This window comes from [Scytonema hofmanni] UTEX 2349 (assembly GCF_000582685.1).
Lineage (GTDB): Bacteria > Cyanobacteriota > Cyanobacteriia > Cyanobacteriales > Nostocaceae > Hassallia > Hassallia hofmanni.
Genome location: NZ_KK073768.1, coordinates 748509 through 775288, shown reverse-complemented (window position 1 = coordinate 775288; position 26780 = coordinate 748509). Strand labels below are relative to the sequence as shown.

At 41.2% G+C, this 26780-nt stretch carries 17 protein-coding genes; 10 read left to right on the top strand and 7 right to left on the bottom strand.

What is annotated here, in order from left to right:
• Nucleotides 1-45 precede the first annotated feature (45 nt).
• Nucleotides 46-1182 (top strand): cob(I)yrinic acid a,c-diamide adenosyltransferase, encoded by a 1137-nt coding sequence (locus tag TOL9009_RS0108430; RefSeq protein WP_029632414.1) that lies wholly within the window; start codon nt 46-48, stop codon nt 1180-1182.
• 270 nt (nt 1183-1452) lie between these two features.
• On the opposite strand, the gene TOL9009_RS0108425 is transcribed toward TOL9009_RS0108430, so the two are convergent.
• Entirely contained in the window at nt 1453-1833 is a 381-nt protein-coding gene (locus tag TOL9009_RS0108425) for a response regulator (protein ID WP_038296247.1), read from the bottom strand.
• Nucleotides 1834-2260: 427 nt separating this feature from the next.
• Between TOL9009_RS0108425 and TOL9009_RS0108420 the strand changes: the two genes are divergently transcribed.
• From TOL9009_RS0108420 to TOL9009_RS0108410, 3 genes are all read left to right on the top strand, one after another.
• On the top strand, nt 2261-4327 hold the full coding sequence (locus TOL9009_RS0108420; protein ID WP_029632412.1) for a cation:proton antiporter domain-containing protein: 2067 nt from the start codon (nt 2261-2263) through the stop codon (nt 4325-4327).
• A gap of 211 nt (nt 4328-4538) precedes the next feature.
• Nucleotides 4539-4814 carry a hypothetical protein gene (locus TOL9009_RS0108415; RefSeq protein WP_051502846.1) on the top strand — a complete coding sequence of 92 codons (276 nt, stop codon included), beginning with the start codon at nt 4539-4541 and terminating at the stop codon, nt 4812-4814.
• Nucleotides 4815-4950: 136 nt separating this feature from the next.
• Nucleotides 4951-5751: a phosphate/phosphite/phosphonate ABC transporter substrate-binding protein gene (locus tag TOL9009_RS0108410; protein WP_029632410.1), complete on the top strand. Its 801-nt coding sequence runs from the start codon at nt 4951-4953 to the stop codon at nt 5749-5751.
• A gap of 239 nt (nt 5752-5990) precedes the next feature.
• Here TOL9009_RS0108410 and TOL9009_RS0108405 read toward each other — a convergent pair whose 3' ends face one another.
• Nucleotides 5991-7238 (bottom strand): tetratricopeptide repeat protein, encoded by a 1248-nt coding sequence (locus TOL9009_RS0108405; RefSeq protein WP_029632409.1) that lies wholly within the window; start codon nt 7236-7238, stop codon nt 5991-5993.
• 601 nt (nt 7239-7839) lie between these two features.
• Here TOL9009_RS0108405 and TOL9009_RS0108400 point away from each other — a divergent pair.
• The 3 genes from TOL9009_RS0108400 (at nt 7840) to TOL9009_RS38590 (ending at nt 9469) form a co-directional block, all read left to right on the top strand.
• Complete coding sequence (locus TOL9009_RS0108400; RefSeq protein ID WP_029632408.1) at nt 7840-8112, top strand: GlsB/YeaQ/YmgE family stress response membrane protein; 273 nt, start codon at nt 7840-7842, stop codon at nt 8110-8112.
• A gap of 257 nt (nt 8113-8369) precedes the next feature.
• Nucleotides 8370-9113: a cobalt-precorrin-6A reductase gene (locus TOL9009_RS0108395; protein WP_029632407.1), complete on the top strand. Its 744-nt coding sequence runs from the start codon at nt 8370-8372 to the stop codon at nt 9111-9113.
• A gap of 80 nt (nt 9114-9193) precedes the next feature.
• A complete protein-coding gene (locus tag TOL9009_RS38590) occupies nt 9194-9469 on the top strand; it encodes an antitoxin family protein (protein ID WP_051502845.1) in 276 nt (91 codons plus the stop codon).
• A 224-nt stretch (nt 9470-9693) separates the two neighbouring features.
• Here the strand turns inward: TOL9009_RS38590 and TOL9009_RS0108385 are convergent, their stop codons facing one another.
• Both TOL9009_RS0108385 and TOL9009_RS0108380 read right to left on the bottom strand, forming a co-directional pair.
• Complete coding sequence (locus TOL9009_RS0108385; protein ID WP_029632406.1) at nt 9694-11670, bottom strand: serine/threonine-protein kinase; 1977 nt, start codon at nt 11668-11670, stop codon at nt 9694-9696.
• 90 nt (nt 11671-11760) lie between these two features.
• Nucleotides 11761-12363 (bottom strand): hypothetical protein, encoded by a 603-nt coding sequence (locus TOL9009_RS0108380; protein ID WP_029632405.1) that lies wholly within the window; start codon nt 12361-12363, stop codon nt 11761-11763.
• Between the two features lie 152 nt (nt 12364-12515).
• Between TOL9009_RS0108380 and TOL9009_RS0108375 the strand changes: the two genes are divergently transcribed.
• Nucleotides 12516-14348 (top strand): ABC transporter ATP-binding protein, encoded by a 1833-nt coding sequence (locus tag TOL9009_RS0108375; protein ID WP_029632404.1) that lies wholly within the window; start codon nt 12516-12518, stop codon nt 14346-14348.
• Between the two features lie 386 nt (nt 14349-14734).
• Complete coding sequence (locus tag TOL9009_RS0108370) at nt 14735-16543, top strand: serine/threonine-protein kinase (protein ID WP_029632403.1); 1809 nt, start codon at nt 14735-14737, stop codon at nt 16541-16543.
• A gap of 69 nt (nt 16544-16612) precedes the next feature.
• Here the strand turns inward: TOL9009_RS0108370 and TOL9009_RS47025 are convergent, their stop codons facing one another.
• Nucleotides 16613-16777, bottom strand: coding sequence for a hypothetical protein (locus tag TOL9009_RS47025; protein ID WP_186227507.1), 165 nt, complete (start codon nt 16775-16777; stop codon nt 16613-16615).
• 549 nt (nt 16778-17326) lie between these two features.
• Nucleotides 17327-19612, bottom strand: a complete 2286-nt coding sequence (pbpC, locus tag TOL9009_RS0108360; RefSeq protein ID WP_051502844.1) for a penicillin-binding protein 1C — start codon at nt 19610-19612, stop codon at nt 17327-17329.
• Nucleotides 19613-19937: 325 nt separating this feature from the next.
• Between pbpC and TOL9009_RS0108355 the strand changes: the two genes are divergently transcribed.
• Nucleotides 19938-25628, top strand: coding sequence for an alpha-2-macroglobulin family protein (locus TOL9009_RS0108355; RefSeq protein WP_029632401.1), 5691 nt, complete (start codon nt 19938-19940; stop codon nt 25626-25628).
• A 66-nt stretch (nt 25629-25694) separates the two neighbouring features.
• On the opposite strand, the gene TOL9009_RS0108350 is transcribed toward TOL9009_RS0108355, so the two are convergent.
• The coding region (locus TOL9009_RS0108350) for a HEAT repeat domain-containing protein (RefSeq protein ID WP_221928642.1) at nt 25695-26780 on the bottom strand (1086 nt) is incomplete at its 5' end.

Genomic DNA, 26780 nt, shown 5'->3' with positions numbered 1-26780 from the left:
GGTTCGATAAGATGAGATACTGCCACGTTACAGCTTTTGGCTCTTATGACAAGGAACGGCATAGGTATTCGCACGGCGCAAGTGCGTTCTGAACGGCTCACTGGTCAAATTCACGTTTATGATGGCGTGGGGAAAGGTAAATCCCAAGCTGCTTTAGGGGTGGTTTTGCGGTCGATTGGCTTGGGGATAAACACACCGAGCAATTCCAACCGAGTTTTACTGTTGCGGTTTTTAAAGGGACCAGAACGTGATTATGACGAGGATGGGGCGATCGCAGCTTTACAGCGCGGTTTTCCTCATTTAATTGACCAGGTTCGCACAGGTCGTGCTGAATTTTTTGGTCACGACGAAATCACCCCTTTTGACCGAGAGGAGGCAGCGCGGGGTTGGGATGTGGCAAAAGGAGCGATCGCCAGCGGTTTATATTCGGTTGTCGTTTTTGACGAAATCAACCCCGTTCTGGATTTGGGTTTGCTGGATGTGGATGAGGTGGTGCGGACTCTCAAAGCCAAATCCCAAGAGTTGGAAGTTATTGCTACCGGACGCGCAGCACCGCAAAAGTTGCTCGATATTGCGGATTTGCACTCGGAAATGAAACCCCAGCATCACCCAACTGCAAAAGCACTCTTGATTGAAGGTATTGAAATTTACACGGGTGCTGGCAAAGGTAAGTCTACCAGCGCTTTGGGTAGGGCGTTGAAAGCCATTGGTAGAGGTATCAATCATCCGGGATCTACTCGCGTATTGATTATGCAGTGGCTTAAAGGTGGTAGTGGCTACACAGAAGATGCTGCGATCGCCGCTTTGCAACAATCATATCCAGAGGTCGTAGATCATCAACGCTGCGGACGAGATGCGATCGTCTGGCGCAATTCTCGGCAAGAATTAGACTATCTGGAAGCCGAACGCGGTTGGGAAATCGCCAAATGCGCGATCGCTTCGGGACTCTATAAAACCATCATTCTTGATGAACTCAATCCCACCGTTGACTTGGAACTACTCCCAGTTGAACCAATTGTCCAAGCTTTGCTTCGTAAACCCCGTGATACAGAAATTATTATCACCGGTCGCTGCCAAAATCAACCCGCATACTTTGATTTGGCAAGCGTTCACTCTGAGGTATACTGCCACAAACACTATGCAAATCAAGGCGTAGAACTCAAACGTGGGGTAGATTTTTAAATTGGTTAGTTGATAATTGATAGTTGATGCTTGATAGTTGATATTTGATAGTTGTTAGGAATACTTTTTGACAACTAACAACTAACCACCAACAACTAACAATTAACAACTAACCACCAACAACTAACCACTATCAACTAACAATTAACAATGGACACTAATACACTCGACTTAATAACAGCAGGATTAGCGATCGCCATACTTTTAGGTGGCTTCTTGATGATGTTTACTACCATCTTCACTACCAAACGCAAGTAATTTAGGTATTTATTATAAGAAAGCCTTGATTCTAGAAAGCAATACCTCAAAATCCACAGGTTTACGAATAAAATCATTTGCCCCAACTGATAATCCCTCGTTAATATCTACTTCATCGAATGCTGTAATCAATACTATAGGTATGTGAGATAGCTGTTGGTTTTGTCGAATTCGCTGCGTTACTTGACACCCGTTCATATCGGGCATCATCATATCCAGCAACACCAAATTCGCAGGGCAGTTTTCAAGAGATATTAATGCTGCTCTACCCGAATCAGCTGTCTCTACCTCATATCCCTCAGCTTCTAAAAGTGTTTGAAGCAAAAATAAATTATCTGGCAAATCATCCACAACCAAGATACGACAGGAGTTAGAGGTTTTTATGTAATGCATTTTAACGAGAGTTTTTTTGTAGTGCAATACACATAGTTTCTTCTTAAATAGTTAGTTACACCATCCGTTAGATAGATTTTTAGAAAAAATGCTGAATTTGTTAGAAAAGAAATTGACACTTTTGTGGTACTGGCAATATCTGAAATCGGCTTGATTTGGAGAAGGCGATCGCTTTGGGCATGAGCAATCAACACTTTTTATCCTTTTTCAAGCTGGCTCTAACAGATAACTTTTATCTACCTATAGATAGTAGCAAAATTTATATCTTTAGGTTTAGCACTAGTACAATATAAAATGAAATTGTAAATAGCTTAATTTTACTTGCTACTAAAATTAAAGTAAATATAAAATTTGGCTGTTAAAATAATATATTTATGACAAGTATTTTTGCTCAACTTATTTCATCTACCAAAAAAGGACACCGAACTTGCTAATAAACAGTCCTATTATTGCATTTACAATTCTTCTGACAGTAATCTTTACTGTACCCCCTATTTTTGAGAAACTGCGAGTACCTGGATTAGTAGGTTTGTTGGTAGCAGGTGTAGTATTAGGTCAAAACGGGCTTAAGCTACTAGACTCTGACTCAGACACTATCAAATTGCTTTCGGAGATTGGCAAGCTTTATTTGATGTTTGTGGCAGGTTTAGAAATTGATTTAGAGCAGTTTCGGAGAACCAAAAATCGCTCAATCGGCTTTGGAACTCTGACCTTTTTAGTTCCATTAATTGCCGGTATTGCTGTCGGTAAGTTATTTAATTTTAGCTGGAATTCTTCCTTTCTAATTGGTTCTTTACTTGCCTCTCATACTCTTTTGGCATATCCAATTGTTAGTCGCTTGGGAGTGGTGGCAAATGAAGCTGTAACAGTCACGATTGGGGCGACGATTTTTACCGATACTGGTGCTTTGTTAGTGCTAGCAATTTGTGTCGGGATTCATGGAGGAGAATTCTCGGCTTTAAGTTTAGTTACTTTGTTGGGTGGATTAGCAATTTACTCTGCTGTTGTCTTATTCGGCTTTGACTGGGCAGGAAAACAATTCTTTAAACGCTCTGGTGATGAAGAAAGCAACCAGTTTTTGTTTATCTTACTAGCATTGTTTTTGGCTTCTGTGGGAGCGCAGGTAATTGGAGTCGAAAAAATTGTAGGAGCGTTTTTAGCAGGTTTAGCCGTCAACGACGTTTTAGGACGTAGCCCAGTCAAAGAAAAAATAGAGTTTATTGGTAGTGTTTTGTTTATCCCTTGTTTCTTTGTAGACATGGGATTGTTAATTGATATTCCGGCATTTATCAAAACCCTCAGTTCAATTTGGCTAACTGTGGCAATTGTCGTGGCTTTGATAGGCAGCAAATTTTTAGCGGCATTTTTAGCTAAACTTTTCTATCGTTACAACACAGCAGAACTGCTAACAATGTGGTCATTGTCTCTGCCACAAGTAGCAGCTACCTTAGCAGCAACGTTAGTTGCTTATCAAAGTTTAAATCCTGCTGGTGAGCGGCTAATTAGTGAGGGTGTGTTAAACAGTGTAATTGTTCTCATGCTGGTTACTGCTATTTTGGGTCCAGTGATTACAGCACGAGTTGCTCCTTCGCTACAAGTTAGCCAAACAGATGTTGAAACAGATCGTCTCTCAACTTGGTGGGATTCTGAGGAAGAAATATTAGAGGAAACTGATAATTTATTTAGTGTAGTAGTCCCGATATACAACCCTCAAACCCAGCGCGATTTAATAGAATTGGCGGCACTTTTGGCGCGTCACGAACATGGACAAATTGTGCCATTAGCTATTACAAAAGCTCATGTTAACATGGATGCTCCGGAATTAATCACAGCACTTGATAAAAGTAAAAAAAGATTGCAATTAGCTAGAGAAATCAGTCAAGAATTTGAAGTTGAAGTATCACCTTTAATTCGGATTGATGACGATATTGCTTTGGGAATTAGCCGTACTAGTCGAGAACAAAATGCTAGTTTAGTAATTATGGGTTGGTCGCGTACTACAGGCTTGCGTGCCCGGTTATTTGGTAGTGTAATTGATAGCGTCTTTTGGTCTTCTCACTGTCCGGTAGCAGTAACACGCCTTTTGACTAGCCCGACAAAAATCAAGCGAATTCTCGTACCAATTGGAGATTTAACGCGACCAACTATAGGTGCTGTGCGGTTTGCCCAAATTTTGGCTGATACAAATCAGGCGGAAATTGTGTTGTTACATGTGTCCAATCGCAAAACACCTCAAAGTTTAGTTGACAACTTTGTATCTCAGTTATCTGCTGTTACTGCTCAAAGCAAGTTACAAGTCAATACAAATATCGAAACAATTAGGGGTGATTACATTGCCAGAGTAATTATTCAGCAAGCTCAGGCATTTGATTTAGTAGTTTTGCGTTCCGTCCGCTATCGTACCGCAGGAGGTTTATCTGTAAGCGAAGTGACAACGCAGGTAATTAAAGAATTGAAAGGTTCGATTGTGTTACTAGGAGAACCTAACTCATGATGTTTGTGGCGATCGCTAATCTACAACAATTTTGCGATCGCCACAAATAATACTTTACTTACATTACAAGGCTTTTTTGTCAAGATGTGCGCGTGGTGCATTTTCGCTTTTGTCAAAATCCCTTTTGACAGGGATGGCTAATCTGATATATAATCTACGGTAAGTCTATCGATTTACAGGCTTTAATATCAAATTGAAAGGAGCGGTAAAAATGGCGACACTCTTACCCTTGAAGAACGCCAAGCTAGAACAGGGTTGCTTTGCGAACGCTCAAGATATCAAGACTCGTCCTCAAGAGCGCATAGATCCCGATCAACAGTGGAAATTTTTACAATCTAGTACAGCAGCAATACATCGGCTGTGGTGGCACACTAAAGCATATGCAACGGTTTTAAGCATTATGCTGTTAACTTTTGCCAGTTTAGGCTTTCTCTATATTCATTCGTCTGGGCGCACGTTGCTAAGTGGAAGGCAGAATAAAAAATGATCAAAGCAGAAGGAAAAATGTTGATATTGACTGCCCTTTGGTTGTTAGTATTTACCCTAAGCCTAAGTGTTTATATTTAGGTTTTTTGTTTCATGGCAGCATCACAAGCCAAAGTTAGAAAAATACGATTACTTAAATGACCATACCTTCAAAGCTGCGTGTTATATCCTATTTAGCTCCGAATTGCTTTGATTTCTACGCAGCTATTACAGCTTATCTCGGTCGTGTATTGCAATTAGAAACACAGCTACATCAAGGTGAATGCGACCCCCTGGAAGATCCGTTATTATTACAAGACAAACTTGATTTAGCATTCATTTGTGGATTACCCCTAATTCGATATTGTCAGGTGGTTTCAGACCAATTGCAGACATTGGTAGCACCTGTAATGGTTGGATCGCGCTATAATAATCAAGCGATTTACTTTGGAGATGCGATCGTCAATGCGAAGAGCGATCTTAAAGTATTTGCAGATTTGGCTCGGAAAACTTTTTGCTACAATGACAAGGGTTCTAATAGTGGCTATAATTTGCTGCAACAACGCTTAATTCAAGACGGATATCACCAAGGTTTTTTTAACAAAGAAATACAATCAGGTTCGCATCAACGTTCTATTCGCTGGGTAGTTGATGGCAAAGCAGATTGTGCGGTAATTGATAGTGTAGTTTTAGAACAAGAATTACGTGATTTTCCCGAATTGTCTGAACAATTGCGTGTAGTGGAGGCGTTGGGACCATCTCCTATGCCACCCTTAGTAGTAGCGCAGCGTTTGAATAAATCGTTGATTCAACAGATACGTTACAGCTTACTTCAACCAGATACAGAACTGCAAAAAGCAATGAAACGATTCAGAGTGAAGCGTTTTGCAACGGTGGAATTAAAAGATTTGAGCGTGCTATTGTCGCTTAACAAATATCAAATAAAAGCCAGGAGATAGGAATCGGAAATTTAAAATAACGTAGTGAGGACTAAAGTCCTCATCCGAAACCCTCGTAGAGACGTTCCACTGGAACCGTCGTAGAGACGTTCCACCGAAACGTCTCTACAAAATGCTGAAATTTAAAAATAATAATCATATCATGTCCGTTTAATTGACATTCATAAAAACACCGCAACCATCGTAGAGACGTTCCACCGGAACGTCTCTACATCAGATGTAATAAACCGGACATGATATCAAGCTGTAATCTGGTAAATCTGACTTTTCTCAACATTGTTGAGCGCATCTCGATAAACCTGCTGAAATAAAACCCGCTGTGCATGACTTCCCCCAATCTCGTGCAAGCGCTCCTTTAAAGGTTTAAGTTCCATCACAGCTGTATTAAAATCTTTTTTAGCATGAGCGATCATTCCCCTAGCTGCGGGTATTGCTACCTCTAACCAACTTTGCCGCAAAAATAAATTCACTGTCAGAGCATGTTGTTGCATACTCAGTAACATCTGATTTACCCAGTTAGTTTGTCCAGCTTTGGCTAAAGCATAGATATAATGCAAATCTTGGAAAGGTAGAGCGTGTTCGTTAATACGAGGGTAAAGATAAGCACTTATATTTTGCCAGCGATCGCCTACATCTACCCCGCGTAATTCTAACCGCAACAATAGGGAAATTGCTCCTACTTCATCTTTTGGAGATTCTTTTTGAGCGCGTCCCCATATATGATGATCGTAAAGCGCTAAAACTTTATCTGTGTCACCCAATTCTAAGTAATACAGTGCAATGTGCCACCAATTGTGAGTATACAGCATTGAGTTGCAGTTTTCCCAAGTATCTGCAAAGTTCTCCATCCAAGCTATACCTTCCTCAACTCGTCCCTGAGTTTCCATGACGTGTGCGATCGCATGATGCGCCCAAGGATCGTGACGATTTAATTTTACTGCTATCCGAGCCATCTTTTCTGCTGCTACTAATTGATGACACTGTTCTAAACCGAACGCTAACATTCCGTAAAAATAATGATGATTTCTATTTGCAGATACGACTTTTTCGGCAATTTTCAATAATTTATCTTTGTCACCTGTATAAAAATAGTGATATTGTCCTTGCTGGAGGGATATCATATCAGTAGGAAAGTTATCAGTAATCTCTTCGTGCAGCGCGATCGCTACATCTATCTCTTTATTTGCCCAAGCTGCGATCGCTTGTACATATAATTTTTCTCTGGTTGTAATCTTCTCTAAATGTTGCAGGGAAGCTTGCACATAAGGTTGCGCTTGCTGCCAACCTACTTGATTTTCCTGGGAAAGGTAATAAGCAGCCACATAAGCATGAGCGATCGCACAAGTCGGATCGGCAGCAATTGCTTGCAAAATCACAGTTTCTGCATATGAACCATAACTCAAAGCTTCATCGATAAAGCGATTAATAAGGGCGATCGCTTCCTTTGAATCTGTTGTCACTTTTAATTTTTGTGTATCTTCTTGCATTGAATGTTAATTCCTCACTACATGGGTGCGTTTGTGCATTGAATAATGTAAATACTGTAAATCGGTCGGAATAGTGTAGTTAATTCCAGTATGTCACACCCAACCTGGAAAAGGCAACAGATAAATATCGGTAAGTTGATAGATAAACCGTAGTTAATAGATAAAGACTGAGAGTTTTTTTCTGACTCAGGTTTGGTGTGCTTCACACCTGAGGTGACGTGCGATAATTTTGGGAGCGATCGGACATCAGACACAAGAAGTGAAAAACATTGTAGAGATGCGACATTTGGCGTCTCTACAAGGTTATCTACCTTAATATTCACCAAAGCCTAACTCTTCCAGTAGAGGAAAGAAGTAATTAGAAATGCATATACTGCAATAATTACCAAGCAATAATCTTGTCAGCTTCTAGTTTTAGACCGACTAGGAGCTTTTTTTTAACTTCTTAGTTATTTCAATTGAGGCGTATGTCAAAAGAAATAAGAACAATTAAACTGTACCTTTAGACAATAACAATTAGTTCTGTTGGTAGATTGGATGCGAGGGATTGAATTGTTATTCTGTATTTGTTGGAAAAAAACTTCACTCTCATTAACCGAACATGAATATTCTTGCTTGGATTGTTTTAGGTCTAATTGCTGGTGCCATTGCTAAGGCTATCTACCCCGGTCATCAAGGCGGCGGAATTTTAGGAACCATTTTGTTAGGAATCATCGGTGCTTTTGTTGGCGGTAGTTTGGGTGTATTCTTCAGTACAGGGACTTTAGCTCTAGCGGCTCCTACTTTCAGCATCCCCGGTATTTTAGTAGCAGTTCTTGGTGCAATCGTCGCAGTCTTCTTGTGGAATCTAATCAACCGCAGTAGTGCTGTGTAAGAAGTTCAATTGCGAGTAATTAATAATATACTTCGGGGAAGCTAATTATATTTATCCCTGAATTTAATTAAAGCAGTAGCGCTTGCCTGTAGTTAGGCAGGCGCTATTATTATGTTTTTGGGTAAAAATTCATTCTATGTAATATCATGTTCCAAGTTAGGACACATATTCTATTGTAGAGACGTTCCGGTGGAACGTCTCTACGACGGTTGGGGTGTTTTTATTGCTGTTAATAAGCAAAGGACATGATGTAAAGTATGAAGCGGGTATTAATTCTGGGTGGAACGGGTGATGGGGCTGAACTAGGGGCAAAAGCGGCAAATCTTTCAGGAATTGAGGTGATAGTTTCCCTGGCTGGTCGCACTCGTCAACCAAAAGATGTGGCTCTTAATACACGGATTGGTGGCTTTGGTGGTGTAGCCGGATTAAGTGCATATCTGCGTGATGAAGCAATTGATTTGCTAATTGATGCGACCCATCCCTTTGCGGCGCAAATATCGCTGAATGCGGCTGTATCTGCGGCTGAGGTAAACATTCCTTTGTTGATGTTAGTGCGCCCGATGTGGGAGCCAGTTATAGGGGACAATTGGATAGAAGTTAAAAACATTGAAGCTGCTGCCCAAAAGTTAGGCGATCGCTCTAAGCGAGTTTTCCTCACTATCGGCAGACAGGAGCTTGCGGCTTTTGCCCACATAGAAAATATCTGGTTTCTCATGCGGATGATTGACCCGCCACAACCGAATACTTTAGTGCCAAAAGGTTTACTTTTATATGATAGAGGACCTTTCACACTAGCAGATGAACGACAATTATTGATTCAGCACGCGATCGACACTGTTGTAAGTAAGAATAGCGGTGGTGATGCGACTTACGCCAAGATTATTGCTGCACGAGAGTTGAATATCCCTGTGGTGATGGTACAGCGTCCGGCAATTCCAGAGGGCGATCGCGTTGCAAATGTCGAAGCTGCGTTGGATTGGTTAATTGATCATCTCAAGTGAGGCTTACTTATAGGCTGACAACTTGAGCTAAAAGGTACTATATAATGATGAGAAATAGCTAGTCTATGAGGCAATAGCTGATGGCAATAAGTATAGAAGCTGTTTATGAAGAGGGAGTACTCAGGCTATCACAACCAATTCCATTAGCTGAGGGAACTCGCGTTGAAGTCATTGTCATTTCCTGCGAGACTAAACCTAAAGTCCAATCTGCTAAAGATATTTTGGCAAAAATCGCTTCTATGCCTTTAGAAGGAAGCAATGATCAGTTCTCCGGTCGAGATCATGATAGCATTCTCTATCCTCAGCATGATGCAACCGTCGTAGAGACGTTCCAGTGGAACGTCTCTACAGTATAGGCAATTAACCCGACATGATATTAAACTCCTCAAACTGAAGCGATCGCACTCTTGTTTGGCATCGGGCAAAGCTTGCCTACTAACGCGGGCTAAAAAATCTCTAAAGGAAAGCGATCGCACACGAGTGTACGCACAACGCCGTACCCTTCTAGGGTGTCAGCATCCAGGGTCAAAGCAATTAACACCAACGCTGACGAATCTCAAACCCAAAATCGCAGTCAACTTCAACTTGATGCCCGCCAAATTTTGATAGTTTTGTCAGCACTGCCACTAACTAAAGTTCGCCCATCCGGGCTAATGGCGACAGAATAAACACTGGAGGAATGACCAGTCAGGGTGCGGATAAGAGTGCCATCCGCCAAGTTCCAAATTTTGATAGTTTTGTCACCACTGCCACTAACTAAAGTCTGCCCATCCGGGCTGATGGCGACAGAAGAAACACCGCCGGAATGATCAGTCAGGGTGCGGATAAGAGTGCCATCCGGCAAGTTCCAAATTTTGATAGTTTTGTCATTACTACCACTAACTAAAGTCCGCCCATCCGGGCTAATGGCGACAGAAGAAACCGACCTGGAATGACCAGTCAGGGTGCGGATAAGAATGCCATCTGCGATCTGCCAAATTTTGATAGTTTTGTCACCACTGCCACTAACTAAAGTTTGCCCATCCGGGCTAATAGCGACAGAATTAACATAGTCGGAATCACCAGTCAGGGTGCGGATAAGAGTGCCGTCTGCGATCTGCCAAATTTTGATAGTCTTGTCAGCACTGCTACTAACTAAAGTTTGCCCATCCTTGCTCATGGCGACAGAAAAAACACTGGAGGAATGACCAGTCAAGGTGCGGATAAGAGTGCCATCTGCGATCTGCCAAATTTTGATAGTCTTGTCACGACTACCACTAACTAAAGTTTGCCCATCCGGGCTGATGGCGACAGAAGAAACACCGCCGGAATGATCAGTCAGGGTGCGGATAAGAGTGCCATCCGGCAAGTTCCAAATTTTGATTGTTTTGTCATAACTGCCACTGACAAGAATGGAATTATCGCGGCTGATAGCGATGCAATCACCAATACAAATTTTGTCGGTATGCCCTGTGTTCGTGTAGGGTTCCGAAGGAAGGGTTTGGGCTAGAGAAAGATTTGTTAAGGGATTTGGAATTTTCGCAGTTGGACTTGTTGTTGATATAGGGGACAGTGGAGACTGACCGATTTTAGATGCTAAATAGCCAAATCCTCCCCCTAATAACAGCAGTGCTACAACAGGAACTGCTACCGGCAATTTCTTTTTTGAATGCTGAAAGGTTTTTTGCTCAATTTCCCCTAGCCGTTGTAACAATACCTGAGTATTTAACGGTCGATCGCCTGGTTTTCGCGCCATTAATTGATCGATAAAATTGCCCAGCAACGGTGAAATTGTCACCGCTTGTCGCCAGTGAAACACATCATTATGAGCATCATAAAACTTTAAGGGATGCTCTCCTGTCAACAAATGTACAAAGGTGCGTCCCAAAGCAAAAAAATCTGATTGCGGTACAGCTTGGTAATTCATTTGTTCTGCTGGGGTGTATCCTGCGGAAACCACCGCCGTAATTTGGTGTCCCACACCCAGCTTTGCTAAATATGTATACGTCGCATCCCTCGCGGTGCCAAAGTCAATTAACACCAACTGTCCATTGCTTCTCAGCATGACATTTGCGGGTTTAATATCGCGATGAAACCACTGTTTGCTATGCACTATCTGCAATATTTCCGCCAGTTGCTTTAACCAGGCTAAAGCTTGCTTCTCAGAAATGGGATTATTAGAGTGTTGTTGCAGCCATTGTTCTAAATTCACACCATCGATTTTTTCCATCACCAAACAGTGCAACCGCAAATTGTGATTGGTGAGATACTGAAAGTAACCATCCACTTTGGGAATGCCCGGATGATCCAACTTTGCCAATACTGCCGCCTCTTGTTGGAAAAGTTCTACTGCTTTGGCGTGGTTGTTCAGGTGTTCTTTGAGAACTTTCAGGATTTTTGGCGTACTGCTTTCGTATGCCTCATAAATTTTGCCAAACCCACTGTTATCACTCAGCAAGCGCATCACCCGATAGCGGTTTTCCAGGAGTAGGTGCGAACCGCAACTTTGACAAAAGCGGTTGTTAGCATTATCCGAGTGGTCTGGTTGGGGGCAAAACGGGTTAATGCACAGACTCATGGTGTGCTAGTAAGAGGTTGTATCTGTAGTATAAGGTAGATCGTCTAGGTTGGTTTGAGGCAGAAAACCCAACATAGTGGGCATTAATTCTCACTCAGCAACAACGGTACTTTTCAAAATACCCAAAATTTGCCCTATCTGACTGATAAAATATTCATTCAAATCTATCTCTATAATTTGACCTTTCAGCCGCAAAAATCTCCAATTTGTCCCAGTCGTAATAACACCGTAAATTGTAGAAATTTGATTACCTTTATTTTGATTAAAAAGTTGAGCTGCGATCATTTCTGCCATACACTGTCCTAATCCAGATTGGATGTTATCATTTTTAGCTTCCACTAAAGTAACTACTGGCGCTTCAATCAAAATCTGTTCTGGAGAACGACTAATCAGAAAATCGCAAAATCCATTCAGTCCTTTTGCTGAATCTACAGTAAAATCTCTGCCAGAAAATATACTTATTTGTGATGGAAGTTGTCTTTTAAGCTCTACTAATATTGGCATCACAATCAATTCCGAACGAGCTTTTTCTGTATCAATTGCCAATGCTAAAGGCAAATATTCTTTGATAGATTGCGCGAGAAAATCGCTATAATTTATCTCTGCAACCTCAGCAAAAGTTCCGAATTGTTCAGATATTGATATCCCAAAGTTTGTTTTGATTTGTTCAATTGTAAATTGACTGTAAGGCATCTCACCGATTTCCTTGCTGTCTTAGCATTTTGGTGGTTAATTAAAAAAACTTAGGTCTTTGTCCAGTAAAACACGAGTAGCTGTGATTTATACACCTGAAGAGGGAATGCCTAAATAGGCAAACTAAGCAATTTCACGCTATAAAAAGAATAATGAGGACTCAAAAGAATCGAAACGCTCTGCGTCAATCACTAGCTGTATTCCGCTACAGTGGACGTGCTGTCAACTTGGTGTGGACTACTAGCCGCTTTCTAACTATTATTCTTGCCACTTTAACTTTAGTGGGTGGTATTTTGCCTGCCGCGATCGCCTACATCGGTAAGTTAATTGTCGATGCGGTCATTTTTGCCGCTCAATCACATACACCTGGTAGTGATTTTGTCAATAGCTATCATCCGCTAATGTATGTTGGCTTAGAAGCGATCGCTGTTGCTTTATTAGCTGCCACTCAACGAGGACTTAGCGTCTGTCAATCTTTATTGCGGGTGCTACTCGGTCAGCGGGTCAACGTTCTTATCTTGGAAAAGTCCCTCACTTTGGATCTCACCCAGTTTGAGGACTCGGAATTTTACGACAAATTAACCAATGCGCGGCGGGAAGCTTCAACTCGTCCCCTTTCTTTGGTAACGCGCACATTCGGCTTGGTGCAAAGTGCCTTATCACTTATAACATATGGAGCTTTGCTTGTCAAGTTTTCGGTTTGGGCATTGCTAGTTCTAATTTTAGCCGGGATGCCTGCATTCTTTGTGGAAACGAAGTTTGCGGCACAAGCATTCCGGCTATTTAGTTGGCGGGCGCCAGAAACCCGCGAACAGCATTATTTAGAAACGCTGCTTGCCAGAGAAGATTTTGCCAAAGAAGTCAAACTCTATCAGTTGGGGAATATGCTGTTAGGGCGTTATCACGCTCTATTTAATCGGCTTTATGGCGAAGATCGCGATTTAACTTTGCGTCGGGGATTGTGGGGATACCTATTAAGTTTACTTTCTACTGTTGGTTTTTACATCGCCTACGCTTGGATTGTCTTGGAAACGGTGGCTAGTAAAATTACTCTGGGAGATATGACAATGTATCTTACCGTCTTTCGCCAAGGACAAAATACTTTTTCCGGGGCGTTGACTTCCATCGGCGGGATGTACGAAGATAACTTGTATCTCTCCAACCTGTACGACTTTCTAGAAGAAGAAGTACCAACGGCAAAAGGTAAAGCGATTAAAGGTGTCAAACCTGGTGATGGTATTCGTTTTGAGAACATGACATTTACCTATCCGGGAAATTCGCAACCGGCATTAAGAAATATATCTCTACATTTGCGACCAGGTGAAAAACTAGCGATCGTGGGTGAAAATGGTTCTGGGAAGACGACTTTAATTAAACTGCTGACTCGGCTTTATTACCCAGACTCTGGACGCATCTTACTTGATGGCTTAGATTTGCAAGAATGGGATGTTGATGTGTTGCGGCGCCGTATTGGTGTAATTTTCCAGAATTTTGTTCGCTATCAATTCACCGTCGGCGAGAATATCGGTGTGGGTGATGTGGAACGATTAGAAGATAGAGAACTTTGGGAAATTGCTGCCGAAAAAGGCATGGCACTACCTTTCGTCTTGAAGTTACCCGCAGGTTTTACAACTCAACTTGGTAAATGGTTCCGTGGTGGACAAGAACTTTCTGGGGGACAGTGGCAAAAAATAGCTCTTTCTCGTGCTTTTATGCGAAATAGTGCAGATATTTTGGTTTTAGATGAACCAACATCAGCAATGGATGCTCAAGCTGAGTTTGATATTTTCAATCATTTTCGTACTTTAACCAAAAATCAGATGGTATTGTTGATTTCGCACCGTTTTTCCACAGTGCGGATGGCTGATAGAATTGTGGTGATTGAAAATGGGGAAGTGACAGAACAAGGAACTCACGAAGAGTTATTGCAAGCTGAGGGACGGTATGCTTCATTATTTTTATTGCAAGCAGCGGGGTATCAGTAGGGGAGTGGGGGAGGGGGATTAAGGTCAACGTTTAATTAGTCATAAAAAAATATCCTAGTCAGGACTGAAGTCTTTGTCTGGTAAGATGAGAACTTCAGTCCTGACTACAAAATATTTACAAAGCACCAGATACCTAAACTGGCATACTAGATATGTGAAGAATAATGTCGATATTCGATAGGAGGGACAATATTTCATACCTGACCTGTGTTTATTTTTTTGTGATTAATTTTATAAATTTATTGCAAATAATTACGTATTTATACGCAGAAATTTATAAAAATTTATCGAATGAATCAGCGCTATATTGAATAATTCATAAGGGTTTCCGGAAAAACCGGGTAACGTGAGAAAACCTAAATAACGACTTACCCAATAACCTCCTCATGACTCAATACATGATCGGTAAAGTACTACAAGGACGGTACCAAATCGTTCAAGCCCTCGGTGCCGGGGTATTTGGACAAACATACATCGCCGTAGACATAGATCACCCTGAGAATCCAAAATGCGTAGTTAAGCAGCTAAAAGTGACTGGTTCTCAACCGAGTTACTTGGACACACTCAGGTTGCGCTTTCTTACGGAAACCGAAACTCTCAAGCAGTTGGGGCACCATAACCAGATTCCTGAACTTCTTGGTTGTTTTGAAGAAAATGAAAGATTCTATTTAGTACAAGAGTTTATTGAAGGACATGCGTTGACGGCTGAATTGCCGATGGGTCGAGAATGGGGGAGTCTTTGGAGCGAAAGCGAAGTTATCCAATTTCTCAATGATGTTCTCGAAATTCTCGAATTTGTTCACTCCCAAGGAGTTATTCACTGCGACGTCAAACCGGAAAACTTGATCAGACGCGCTTGTGATGGTAAGTTAGTTTTGATCGACTTTGGTTCAATTCAGCCGGTCGATTTTGGTGTAGATGCGGCAATGCCGATTTATCGACTTCCCGTCACCTCTTTGGGATATATACCCCCAGAGCAGTTTATTAGTCAAGCGCAGCCCAATAGTGATATTTATTCTTTGGGCATGATTGCTATCCAAAGTTTAACAGGGTTAACACCGTTACAATTAAAAATAGATCCTTACACAAATGATATTTATTGGCGTTTGAGTGAGACACCAGTTAATGATTATCTAGCTGCTGTCCTCAGCCAAATGATTCGTTACAACCACAGAGAGCGCTTTCAGACAGTGGTTGAGGTGTTGCAAGTCCTCAAGCAAATACCTTTGGATAAGTCGGAAATATTAGATGTAGAATATAGTGTGTCCACAGGTGAGAACTCTCAAGGAGGGTTTAAGTTTATAAAATCACCTTCCCTACTCACAGGAATGAGGGTAGGATTAGCGGCTAATTCCTTGGTGATGGGATTAGGAGTATATTCTTTAGCTAATAATTCTCCAGCGTATTCAGAAACAGAAGCTTTATATAAAGCAACAGAACAATATCAAGCGGGAAATTTAGAAGGAGCGATCGCTTTAGCACGATCAATTAAGCCAAACAGCAACGTTTATCCCGAAGCTCAAACCACAATTGACAAATGGCAACAACAATGGAAAGTAGCAGCACAACGTTACCAAGCTGTTGAAAATGCCTTTAACGAAAATCGTTGGAGGGATGTACTTCGTACTGCTCCTCAGGTTCCGGATATTTTATATTGGCAATCGAAATGTGATAAATTAGTTAAAACTGCACGCGCTAATCTCGAAGTCGAGTCAAAAGACTTATTAGCCAAGGCTTACCAAGAAGCAGGTGAAAAAGATTTCTCTAGTGCTTTAAACTACTTGCAGCAAATTCCCCAAGAAAGCTCTTCTAAAACTATAGTTCAACAAAAGTTGACTGAATACAATCAAAAGCAGCAAATTAGAGCCGCTTACTTAGTTCAAAAGGCTTACAACAAAGCAGCAGCAGGTGACTTTAATGGTGCTGTGGAGTTTCTCCAACAAGTTTCCCCAGGTACTTCAATTTATGCTCAAGCCCAAGCTAAACTAATTGAGTATACGCAAAAGCAGCGTCTACAAGCTAAGAAAAGTCCTAATGATGACAACAGGCGATCGCAACTTCCACAAGATGAAAAAGTAGCGACATCACCAATAGCCAAAGCTATGTGGACAGATTCATTCATTCACAGCAAAACCGCTACTAAGGTGGACAATTTTCAGCCAGGAAATTACATGCAAGAGGTGAATATTAGATAGTGAAGATACAAAAAGCTAGGATAGATAAATTATCCAGCTTAGAACCAGCAAACACCATGTTTGAGTTTACTAACTTGAATGGTTCCAGTCACTTAAGACTTCATATTGCTGGTTCGTTTTGCGTTGGTGAACTGGTACTTTAGGACTACCAATATCTGTCTGATGAGAAGACTGTTGTTTCTTCTTGGCTGATTTATTTTCTGTTTTCTTTGAGCTAGTTTGTGTGGTTGTCATTTTATTTACCTTCCTGTTGCAACTGAGATTTTAGTTACTCTAAGCGGAAAAATCACAGTAGCATCCCTTAATTTACAATTAAAGCCTAAGCCTTTACTTATCTATTCACTCTTGAGATAGCTATTTCCTGAAAAAAAGAAATAAATTTGCAGTCCTAAATCAATTTCAGATCCCCAAGAGACGTAGCATTGCTACGTCTGGTACATTTTTTCCACAATAGACATCTCCAGAAATTAATTATGCGTTACCGAAGAAAGGCAGAGGGCAGGAGGCAGAAGGCAGGAGGAAGAAAATATATTTTTTGCCCTCTGCCAAACGGGTTTAAAGCCCCTAAATTTATTTATGAATAAAGATAAAAAATGTATTTTGAGACGCGCAGCGCAAAAAATACAGCGTCCATTATAAATCCCCTAAATTTATTTATGGGGATTACCTCCTGCCTCCTGCCTTCCTCCTCCTGCCTCCTTACGCGAAACCCTTGTAGAGACGCGAAATTTCCCTTGTAGAGACGCGAAATTTCGCGTCTCTACATTCTTTTTCACCAGATGTCTATTTAACTACAGAAAAGCCGCGACGTGTGGGTTTTGTATTTGCTAACTGTACTTGAAAAGTAACTTTGTCGCTGATTTCACCACTTTTTGCTGATAAAGTCCAGTTACCGGGACGCAATGTCCAAAACAAGGCATTAGCTGATGTATCTAACTTTTGATCGTTCAACCACCATTCTACAGGTTTAGATGTTATTCCCCCTACCTTAAATTCTAATTTTTGCTTTCCTTCTTCACCTGGATATAATAAGAATAAATCGCGATTATGAGGCGATAAAATTTTGAAGTTGTGAGAAGTTAAATTGAATTGATTTTGTCTTGCTAACCATTCATCATACTCACCGGGTAAATTCAACTCAAGACGTTCATAGTTGCTTTTGTCTTCTGGGTAAAAATATTCTTCCACAACTGAAGTGCAATCAGGTGTAGGTTTTAACCCAGAAATTGCACAAATAGGTAGTTTCACCATCCCTGATGGAGGAGGAAAATTAGCTGGTTCTTGGGAGGAGTGTAAATGTAACATAATTCGATTCCACAAAGGCGCTGCACCTGTAACACCAGAGACTTGACGCATGGGTTCCCCGTCGAAATTACCTACCCAGGTAGCCACTGTGTAATCGCTAGAAAAGCCGACAGTCCATGTATCACGAAAATTAGAAGATGTGCCTGTTTTGACCGCAGTGGCAAATGGTAAATTTAGTACCGAGTCTACACCAAAAGCTGCCGCACGAGCATAGCGATCGCTCAACATGTCAACAATCAATTCCCACATCGTCGGGGAGAGGGGGGAGCCAGCGCGTTGCGGAGGTTCCCTCCGTTGTAGCGACTGGCGTGGAGTGGGGGAGAGGGGGAGAGGAGGAAATGTGGTTATAATTTGGGTGGCTTGTCCTTGTCGTGCCATACTTACATAAGCTTTAGCTAATTCCCATAAACTGACTTCCCCACTACCCAAAGTCAAACCCAACCCATAATATTCTGCCGACTGAGTCAAGTGTGCAAACCCCAAGTCACGCAGACGATTCAAGAAAGTCTGCACACCAACCTTTTCTAAAACCCTGACTGCTGGTACATTCAGGGAATTCGCTAAAGCAACGCGCACCCGCACAGGTCCTGTAAAGCTTCGCGTATAATCTGTAGGACTGTAAAGTTTCGCCCCAGAAATTGCGTAATTTGCGGGTACATCTGCTAAAATAGAGTTGGGACGGATTACAGATTTCTCTAAAGCTAACTCATATAAAAACGGCTTGAGTGTAGAACCTGGTTGACGCAACGCCTGAACTCCATCATTACGTCCGAGTTTGGCTTCGTTAAAATAATCAGGGGAACCGACATAAGCTAAAACTTCGCCGGTGTGGTTGTCAATTACTAAAGCAGCTGCGTCATGAACGTTATTTGCAGCAAGGTTAGTAAGTATTTGCTGTACTTGCGCTTCCACAAACTGCTGTAAAGGACGATTGATGGTGGTGCGGATGGGAGATGAAGATTTGTTAAGGGAAGTTGACAGCCAAAATAAAAAATGTGGTGCGGCAATGATTCCCGGTTGACGAGATGCAAATATAACTTTTTCGGTGTATGCTCGTTCGGCGATCGCCCTGGTGATATACCCATCCTGTATCATTCGATTAAGGACGTATTTTTGTCGCTGTTTCAACCGTTGATAATGTTCGTAAGGATTAAAATAAGTGGGATTATTGGGGATAGCAGCTAATAAACTTGCTTGTGGGAGATTCAAATCACTTGCGGGTATGGAAAAATAGATGCGAGATGCAGCTTCTACACCATAGATATTTCCTCCCATTGGTAAACGATTGATATATGCACTGAGGATATCATCTTTATTCATTCCGGCTGTTAACCGCCAAGATAACCAAATTTCCTGAGTTTTACCTGATACCGTGCGGGGCAGTGAATCCAACATGCGGGCTAGTTGCATGGTGATGGTAGAAGCACCCGAAACTATTCGTTTCGCGTGAATTGCGTCTTTGATAGCGCGAGCGATCGCTTTTAAATCTAGTGCGCCGTGGTGATAAAACGTACCATCTTCCGCCGCTAAAATCGCCTGGATAAATTCGGGGGAAACTTGATTTAATGGTACGACTGCGGTATGTTCGCGATCGCGTGTGAGTAGCGTTCCTAATAATAACCCATTGCGATCTGTAAAAGCGATCGCTTGTTTATCTTGGGCAATATCTGCGGTACGAATTGGTGCAAGGTATGGCAATAAGCGTACTGTCACGCATAATAGCAGGATTACGATAACCGTAGTGAGGGCTTTAGCACTCATCATAATTTTAAGGGCTGAAGCCCTGACTACAAACTTCTTTCTACTCATCTAAATTAAGATTTGTAATGTTTTTCGGAAACAATCAGATTCAATTAGTTGTTTAGAGAATCCATACCATTTTTGTCATAATTACTATTTTATGACTTACGCAAAAACCCTCTGCAACTCTTATTCCTTCTCCTTCTCCTATCGGAGACGCTACGCGAACGTGTCTTGGTGGTTCGTTAGAGAACGGAGAGAACGCAGAGGAAAGAAAAGAGATAAATTTTGACGCTCTTATTTAGGATTGCTATAACAGTTATACTATTGCCACATTAGTTTATTTTAGATGCTCATAAAAATAATTCAGTCCTTGCTTATCCTAGCATTTGTACTAGGAATAACAGGGTGTAATTTAATTGGTATCACTCCAGGTAAAGAACAACTTCCAGAAGTTTCTGCACTAACTCCCCCAAATTTACCAGATTGGATTGAACAAATTAGTCCCCTCGGAGATGCGAAACCTCTTCAGCAAATTCGTATCCGCTTTAAACAAGCTTTAATTCCTCTTGAAAGTCTTGATAACCCAGAACAAGAAAGTTTGTTACAAAAATTTGAACTTACGCCAAATTTACCTGGTCATTTTCGATTTTTGACACCACGGATGGTTGGATTTCAAGCTGAGAAAGCACTGCCAAAAGCAACGCGATTTAAAGTTACTCTCAAAGCTGGTTTAGCAGACTTAAAAAAACACCGTCTTGAACAAGATTTAGCTTGGACTTTCAACACCGAACTCATCAATTTAAGTAATTTACCAGGTGTTAACCCTATTCAAAAGGTTGAAGCTGAATCGATTGATTTAAAAGAGAAGTTGCAATTTACCTCAAATGTAAAATTGAATTTAGCTTCAGTGAAAAAGCATTTGCAACTTATTCCGGAAGGGAAAAAGGAGGGTATACGTTTCAAAGTTGATTTAGCGAAGGAAGAAAAGGTTTCCGAGAATGAAGAACCACTGGAAAAATTTGACCCTTCAGCACGGAATTGGGTTTATAATTTGATTCCGCAGCAAAATCTTGAGAAAGCAACTCGTTATCGCTTGCAATTTTCTCCCGGTGTGCGTCCGGCTGATGGTAATCTCTTAAGTGAGAAGGAGTTTGTCAGTAAGTTAACAACTTATTCCCCATTGACATTTCAAGGAATTAAATTTTACGGGCAACCTGATGCAAGTGGTACATATGGCAGATTTATTCAAGGTAGTCCACAGCTAGAATTTAATAACGTCGTCATAGCAGATTCGGCTATTGAAAATATTACAATTAATCCTGCACCGCAAGATATTTCTCGAATTATCCAAGTCAACGAGCAAGATAAACTTGTCAGCATCAATCCTTATGCTTTAAAACCTGCAACTCATTATAAAATCACGATTGGTGCAAATCTCAAAGATAAGTTTGGACAGACTTTAGGTAAATCAGTTACCGTGAATTATTATACGGGAGATTTAGCGGGGGATATCTGGGTTCCTGATGGGTTAAATATTTTCCCTGCGGGTAAGAATTTACAGCTAAATATAAATACAGTCAATTTACCAGAGTCAAAATACAAAGCTGCTTATAAAGTAGTTCAAGCAACAGATTTAGTTTATTTTAATAGTGGGAATGATTTATTACCTAAATCATCGGAATGGCAAAGCTTTAAAATAGCCACGAAGAAGAATCAATCAGTTGATGTAAGTATTCCTTTACGACAAAAGTTGCGTACTGCCACAGGAATGCTAGCTTATGGAGTACAAGGACGCACTAATCAATATCAAGAGAATAATAAACAACTTTGGAGAGAATTTACGAGTTACGGGTTAGTTCAATTGACGAATTTGGGTGTATTTTCCCAGTGGTTTCCAGAATCGAGTTTAATTCGGGTTCATCATCTTGCCGATGGTTCACCTGTAAAAGGTGCTACTGTGGAAATTTATGAATCAAAATTGAATGCCAAATCTCGTCCGGAACCGATACGTTGTGCATCAGGAAAAACTGATGTAAATGGAAATTTAAAGCTGAATCGTTCAGATTTGCAGTCATGTTATGCTCAAAGTCAAAGCTTGAAAAAATCACCAGAACTATTAGTTGTAGCGCGTGAAAATCAAGATTGGGCATTTGCACGCACTGATGAATATAGCGGTAGTTACGGTTATGGGATTGATGCGGGTTGGCAAAATGATAAACCAGAATCACGAGGAATAATTTTTTCTGACAGGCAGTTGTATCAACCAAATGAAAAAGCTTATTTTACCGGCTTTGCTGATTATTTACAAAATGGGACGATTCAGCAGGATAAAAAAGCTGTTTACCAATTAAGTATTCTAAATCCAGATGGACAAAAGACAGATTTAGGTACGCAAACAACGAATGAGTTTGGGACGTTTTCTGTAGAAGTGCCTATCAAGAGTAATCAAAAATTAGGCTATTATACGATTCAAGCGAAGGGGAAAAACGGACACGAAATTTCTGGAGAATTTCGCGTAGCTGAATTTAAACCGCCAAATTTCAAAGTTGAATTAGCTTTAGATAAGCAATTTGCTCTGATTGGTGATAAGATTGACGCGAAAACCACAAGTAATTATCTATTCGGATCACCTGTGGAAGCAGGAAAGGCAAAATATTTTGTGACGAGAAGCCAAACGAATTTTATTCCTAAGGGTTGGGAAGAATTCAGTTTTGGTAGACAATGGTTTTTCCCGGAAGAATCTCCGTCTTTACCAAGCGATGTTTTGCAAACTGATACCCAGCTAGATGCGAATGGTAAAAGTAGTCAAATTGTAAGTGTGGGAAAAGATTTACCTTATCCGATGATTTATCGGGTAGATGTTGAAGTTGCAGACGTTTCTAATTTATCTGTAGCGAATTCTCAAACTTTTACAGCTTTGCCGAGTAATCGTCTCATCGGTTTAAAAAGCAACTTTGTCGCTGAAGCTGGGAAAGCTTTTCCAATTCAAGTTGTCGTATCTGACTTTACAGGAAAAGTGCTGGAAGGTGAACGCATTAGGTTGGAATTGCAGCAGATGAAATACAGCAGTTTAACTAAAGTGGTGGAAGGTAGTAAAACTGCGAAAAATCAAGTTGAATATAAGACTGTGGGAAAAGTAGAAGTTACATCCAGTAACAGTCCTCAATCTGTAAGTTTAACACCACCCGAATCAGGTTCTTACAGAATTAGAGCTAATTTTAGCGATGCGAAACATGATTTAACTGCCACAGATTTGCAAATTTGGGCAACTGGTGCAAATCCCGTGCTATGGAGTGAAGGTGAAAAAGATAAGTTGGAAGTCAAACTTGATAAAAAAGAGTTTAAAGTCGGTGAAACTGCTACAATTCTAATTCAATCTCCTTATAAAGAAGGAGAATTATACTTTGCCGTTGTCAAAGATAAACCAATCTATCAACAGATTACCAAAGTTAAGGGCGGAGCACCACAAATCCAATTTAAAGTTACACCGGAAATGCTACCAAATGCAGCAGTTGAAGCTGTGTTGGTACGTCAAGGTGTTCCTCTGAATAAATTGGAACCCGGAAGTTTAAATAATTTAGCTAAAATTGGCTTTGCAACTTTTAAAGTGAATTTGTCTGATAAATATTTAAAGCTGCAAGTTACACCTTTGCAAACTTCCTTGGAACCTGGTGCTTCAGAAACGGTACAATTGGAATTGAAGGATAATCAAGGAAATCCCACCAAAGGACAACTCACCATCATGGTGGTGAATGAAGCAGTGTTACAACTTTCTGGTTATCGTCCCCCAGATTTGGTAAATACGGTTTATGCTGAACAATCAATATCTACCCGCTTTAGCGATAATCGTCAAAATGTGGTGGTAGAACAAAACGCTGTAGCGAAACCGAAAGGTTGGGGTTATGGTGGTGGTTTCTCAGCCGGTACAGCAAATACCCGCATCCGCAGAGATTTTCAAGCTTTAGCTTACTATAATAATATAGTTACAGACGCTTATGGTAAGGCACAGATAACATTTAAATTACCAGATAACTTGACCACATGGCGAATAATGGCTGTAGCTACTGATGGAAATCTCCGTTTTGGTAACGGCGAAACAACCTTTATCACCACAAAGCCACTGCTAACTAATCCAATATTGCCACAATTTGCGCGTCCAGGCGATCGCATTCTCGCTGGTTTATCCATAACTAACAACACGAACTCATCTGCTACTCTAGCAATTGATGGTGCAGTTAGCGGTAAAATCAACTTTGAAGGGAAAAATTCCAAAGCTGTTTCTTTACAAACCCAAGTTCAATCAGCTACTTCTGCTTATCGCTTTCCCATCGTCGCTTCCAGTGTTGGTGAAAGTCAAATCCGCTTTACCACTCAACTTAATCGCAACACTGATGCTTTTGAAGTTCCTTTGGAAATTAAACCGCTGGAAATTACAGAAGAAGTTGTTGAAACTGGTGTTACTGCCAATCAAGTAAAAATTCCTTTGAATGTCGATAAAAATGTCTTACCCGGAGTGGGAGGTTTAGACATTCAATTAGCGAGTACTCTGATTCCGGAAATTAAAGCACCTGCAAAACAAGTTATAGAAGATGATGATTTACCTTTTGCGGAACCCGCTGCGAGTAAGTTGATAATTGCCGCTAATCTGCAAACACTCTCAGAGAAATACGGTCAAATCCCAGAGTTTGATTTTACCAAACAATCAACCCAAGCGATCGCCCAATTGCAAAAACTCCAACTTGCCGATGGTGGTTTTGCAGCTTATCCGGGACAAGAAAAGTCAGATCCTTGGATTTCTCTCTACGTGGCTGAATCTTTGGCGAAAGCAAATGTCGATGCAGGGATGATACCACGCCTCAAGGGATATTTGCCGAAAATCCTTGCCAACCCCGGACAATTTGAGTTTTGTAAACAGCAACCCTGCAAAAGCCAAATGCAACTTAACGCTTTAATTGCCATTGCACAATTTGGCGAAAAACGCAATAGCTTTTTGACAGATATTTACCAACAACGGAACAACTTTGATTTAGTGACGCAAATTAAATTGACGCGATATCTATCTGAGTTTCCTGAATGGCAAGATGAATCTAAACAACTTTTACAGCAGTTACAACAATATATATATGAAACTGGTCGCAATGCAGTGATAAATTTACCAGACAGTTGGGGATGGATGAATTCACCGACAACAGCGCAAGCGCAAGCTTTACGTTTGTTTATCGCTGCCAAAGCCAAACCAGAAGTCATAGATAAGTTATTTCAAAGTCTTTTAACACTGCGACGCAACGGGACATGGCAAACTAGTTATAACAATGCCCAAGCTCTGACAGCTTTGGTGGAATATGCGAAACTGCAACCTACACCACCGAATTTTGCTGCGACTGTGAAATTAGCCGGTAAGAAAATCGGCGAAAGTCGGTTTCAAGGATACCGTAATTCTAGTTTACAGCTAAATGTGGCGATCGCTAATTTACCTCGTGGACGTCACGATTTAAGTCTGCAAAAATCAGGTTCGGGAAAATTACATTATCTACTAGCTTATCGCTATCGCTTGCAAGGAAATCAACCTGGGAGATTTAACGGTTTACGCATATCGCGAGAAATTAGCCGTGTCGGTGATGAAAAAGTTTTGCAAAAAATTGGACTTTATGCTAAAGATAAGCCGTTGACCATAGAAACAGGACAGGTATTTGATATCGGTTTAGAGGTGATTGCCGATCATCCTGTGGAGCATGTGGTGATTAACGATCCCCTACCTGCGGGATTTGAAGCTGTGGATGAAAGCTTTCAAACTGCTACATCTGCGTTAAAAGCAAAAGCCGATAATTGGCAAGTTAACTTTAAAACAATTTATCGCGATCGCATTATCGCCTACGCCGACCATTTAGATCCAGGCGTTTATAGCCTGCATTATTTAGTGCGTTCGGTGACACCTGGCACATTTATTTATCCTGGTGCGAAAGTATATCTGCAATACGCACCAGAAGAATTTGGGCGATCGGCTGATTCTACGTTAGTTTTGGAGGAGAAAAATTAGGGAAGAATTGTAAACAAATGAGACATAAATAAATCTACTTTGCCAAATACGTGGTTAATTTAATCACTAAATGTCCTCAGACAGTTTAAGCAATCTTTTCACCGCCTTAGCCGCACAAATACCCAGAGCCTCATTATCATCTTTCAGACACTCCAGAAGCCCTTGCAGTACTGACTTTGAGGTGTTACCTAAGTTGCCTAATGCCCAAGCGGCATTACTATACACATAATAATTATCATCTTTCAGACACGCCACAAGCCCTTGCAGTACTGACTCTGAGGTGTTACCTAAGTTGCCTAATGCCCAAGTGGCATTACTACGCACATCAGAATTATCATCTTTGAGACACTCCAGAAGCCCTTGCAGTACTGACTCTGAGGTGTTACCTAAGTTGCCTAATGCCCAAGCGGCACTACGACGCACATCAGAATTATCATCTTTGAGACACTCCAGAAGCCCTTGCAGTACTGACTCTGAGGTGTTACCTAAGTTGCCTAATGCCCAAGCGGCACTACGACGCACATCAGAATTATCATCTTTGAGACACCCCAGAAGCCCTTGCAGTACCGACTCTGAGGTGTTACCTAACTTTCCCAATGCCCAAGCGGCACTACGACGCACATCAGAATTATCATCTTTGAGACACCCCAGAAGCCCTTGCAGTACCGATTCTGAGGTGTTATCTAACTCTCCCAATGCCCAAGCGGCATTACTACGCACATCAGAATTATCATCTTTCAGACACCCCAGAAGCGCTTGCAGTAACGACTCTGAGGGATTACCTAACTTGCCCAACGCCTGAGCGTTACCAATCTTGACCACCGCCTGAGCGGCACTAAGACGCACATCAGAATTATCATATTTCATACACGCTACAAGCGCTTGCAGTAACGACTCTGAGGGATTACCTAACTTGCCCAACGCCTGAGCGTTACCAATCTTGACCACCGCCTGAGCGGCACTAAGACGCACATCAGAATTATCATATTTCATACACGCTACAAGCGCTTGCAGTAACGACTCTGAGGGATTACCTAACTTGCCCAACGCCTGAGCGTTACCAATCTTGACCACCGCCTGAGCGGCACTAAGACCCACATTAGAATTATCATATTTCATACACTCCACAAGCGCTTGCAGTACTGGCTCAGA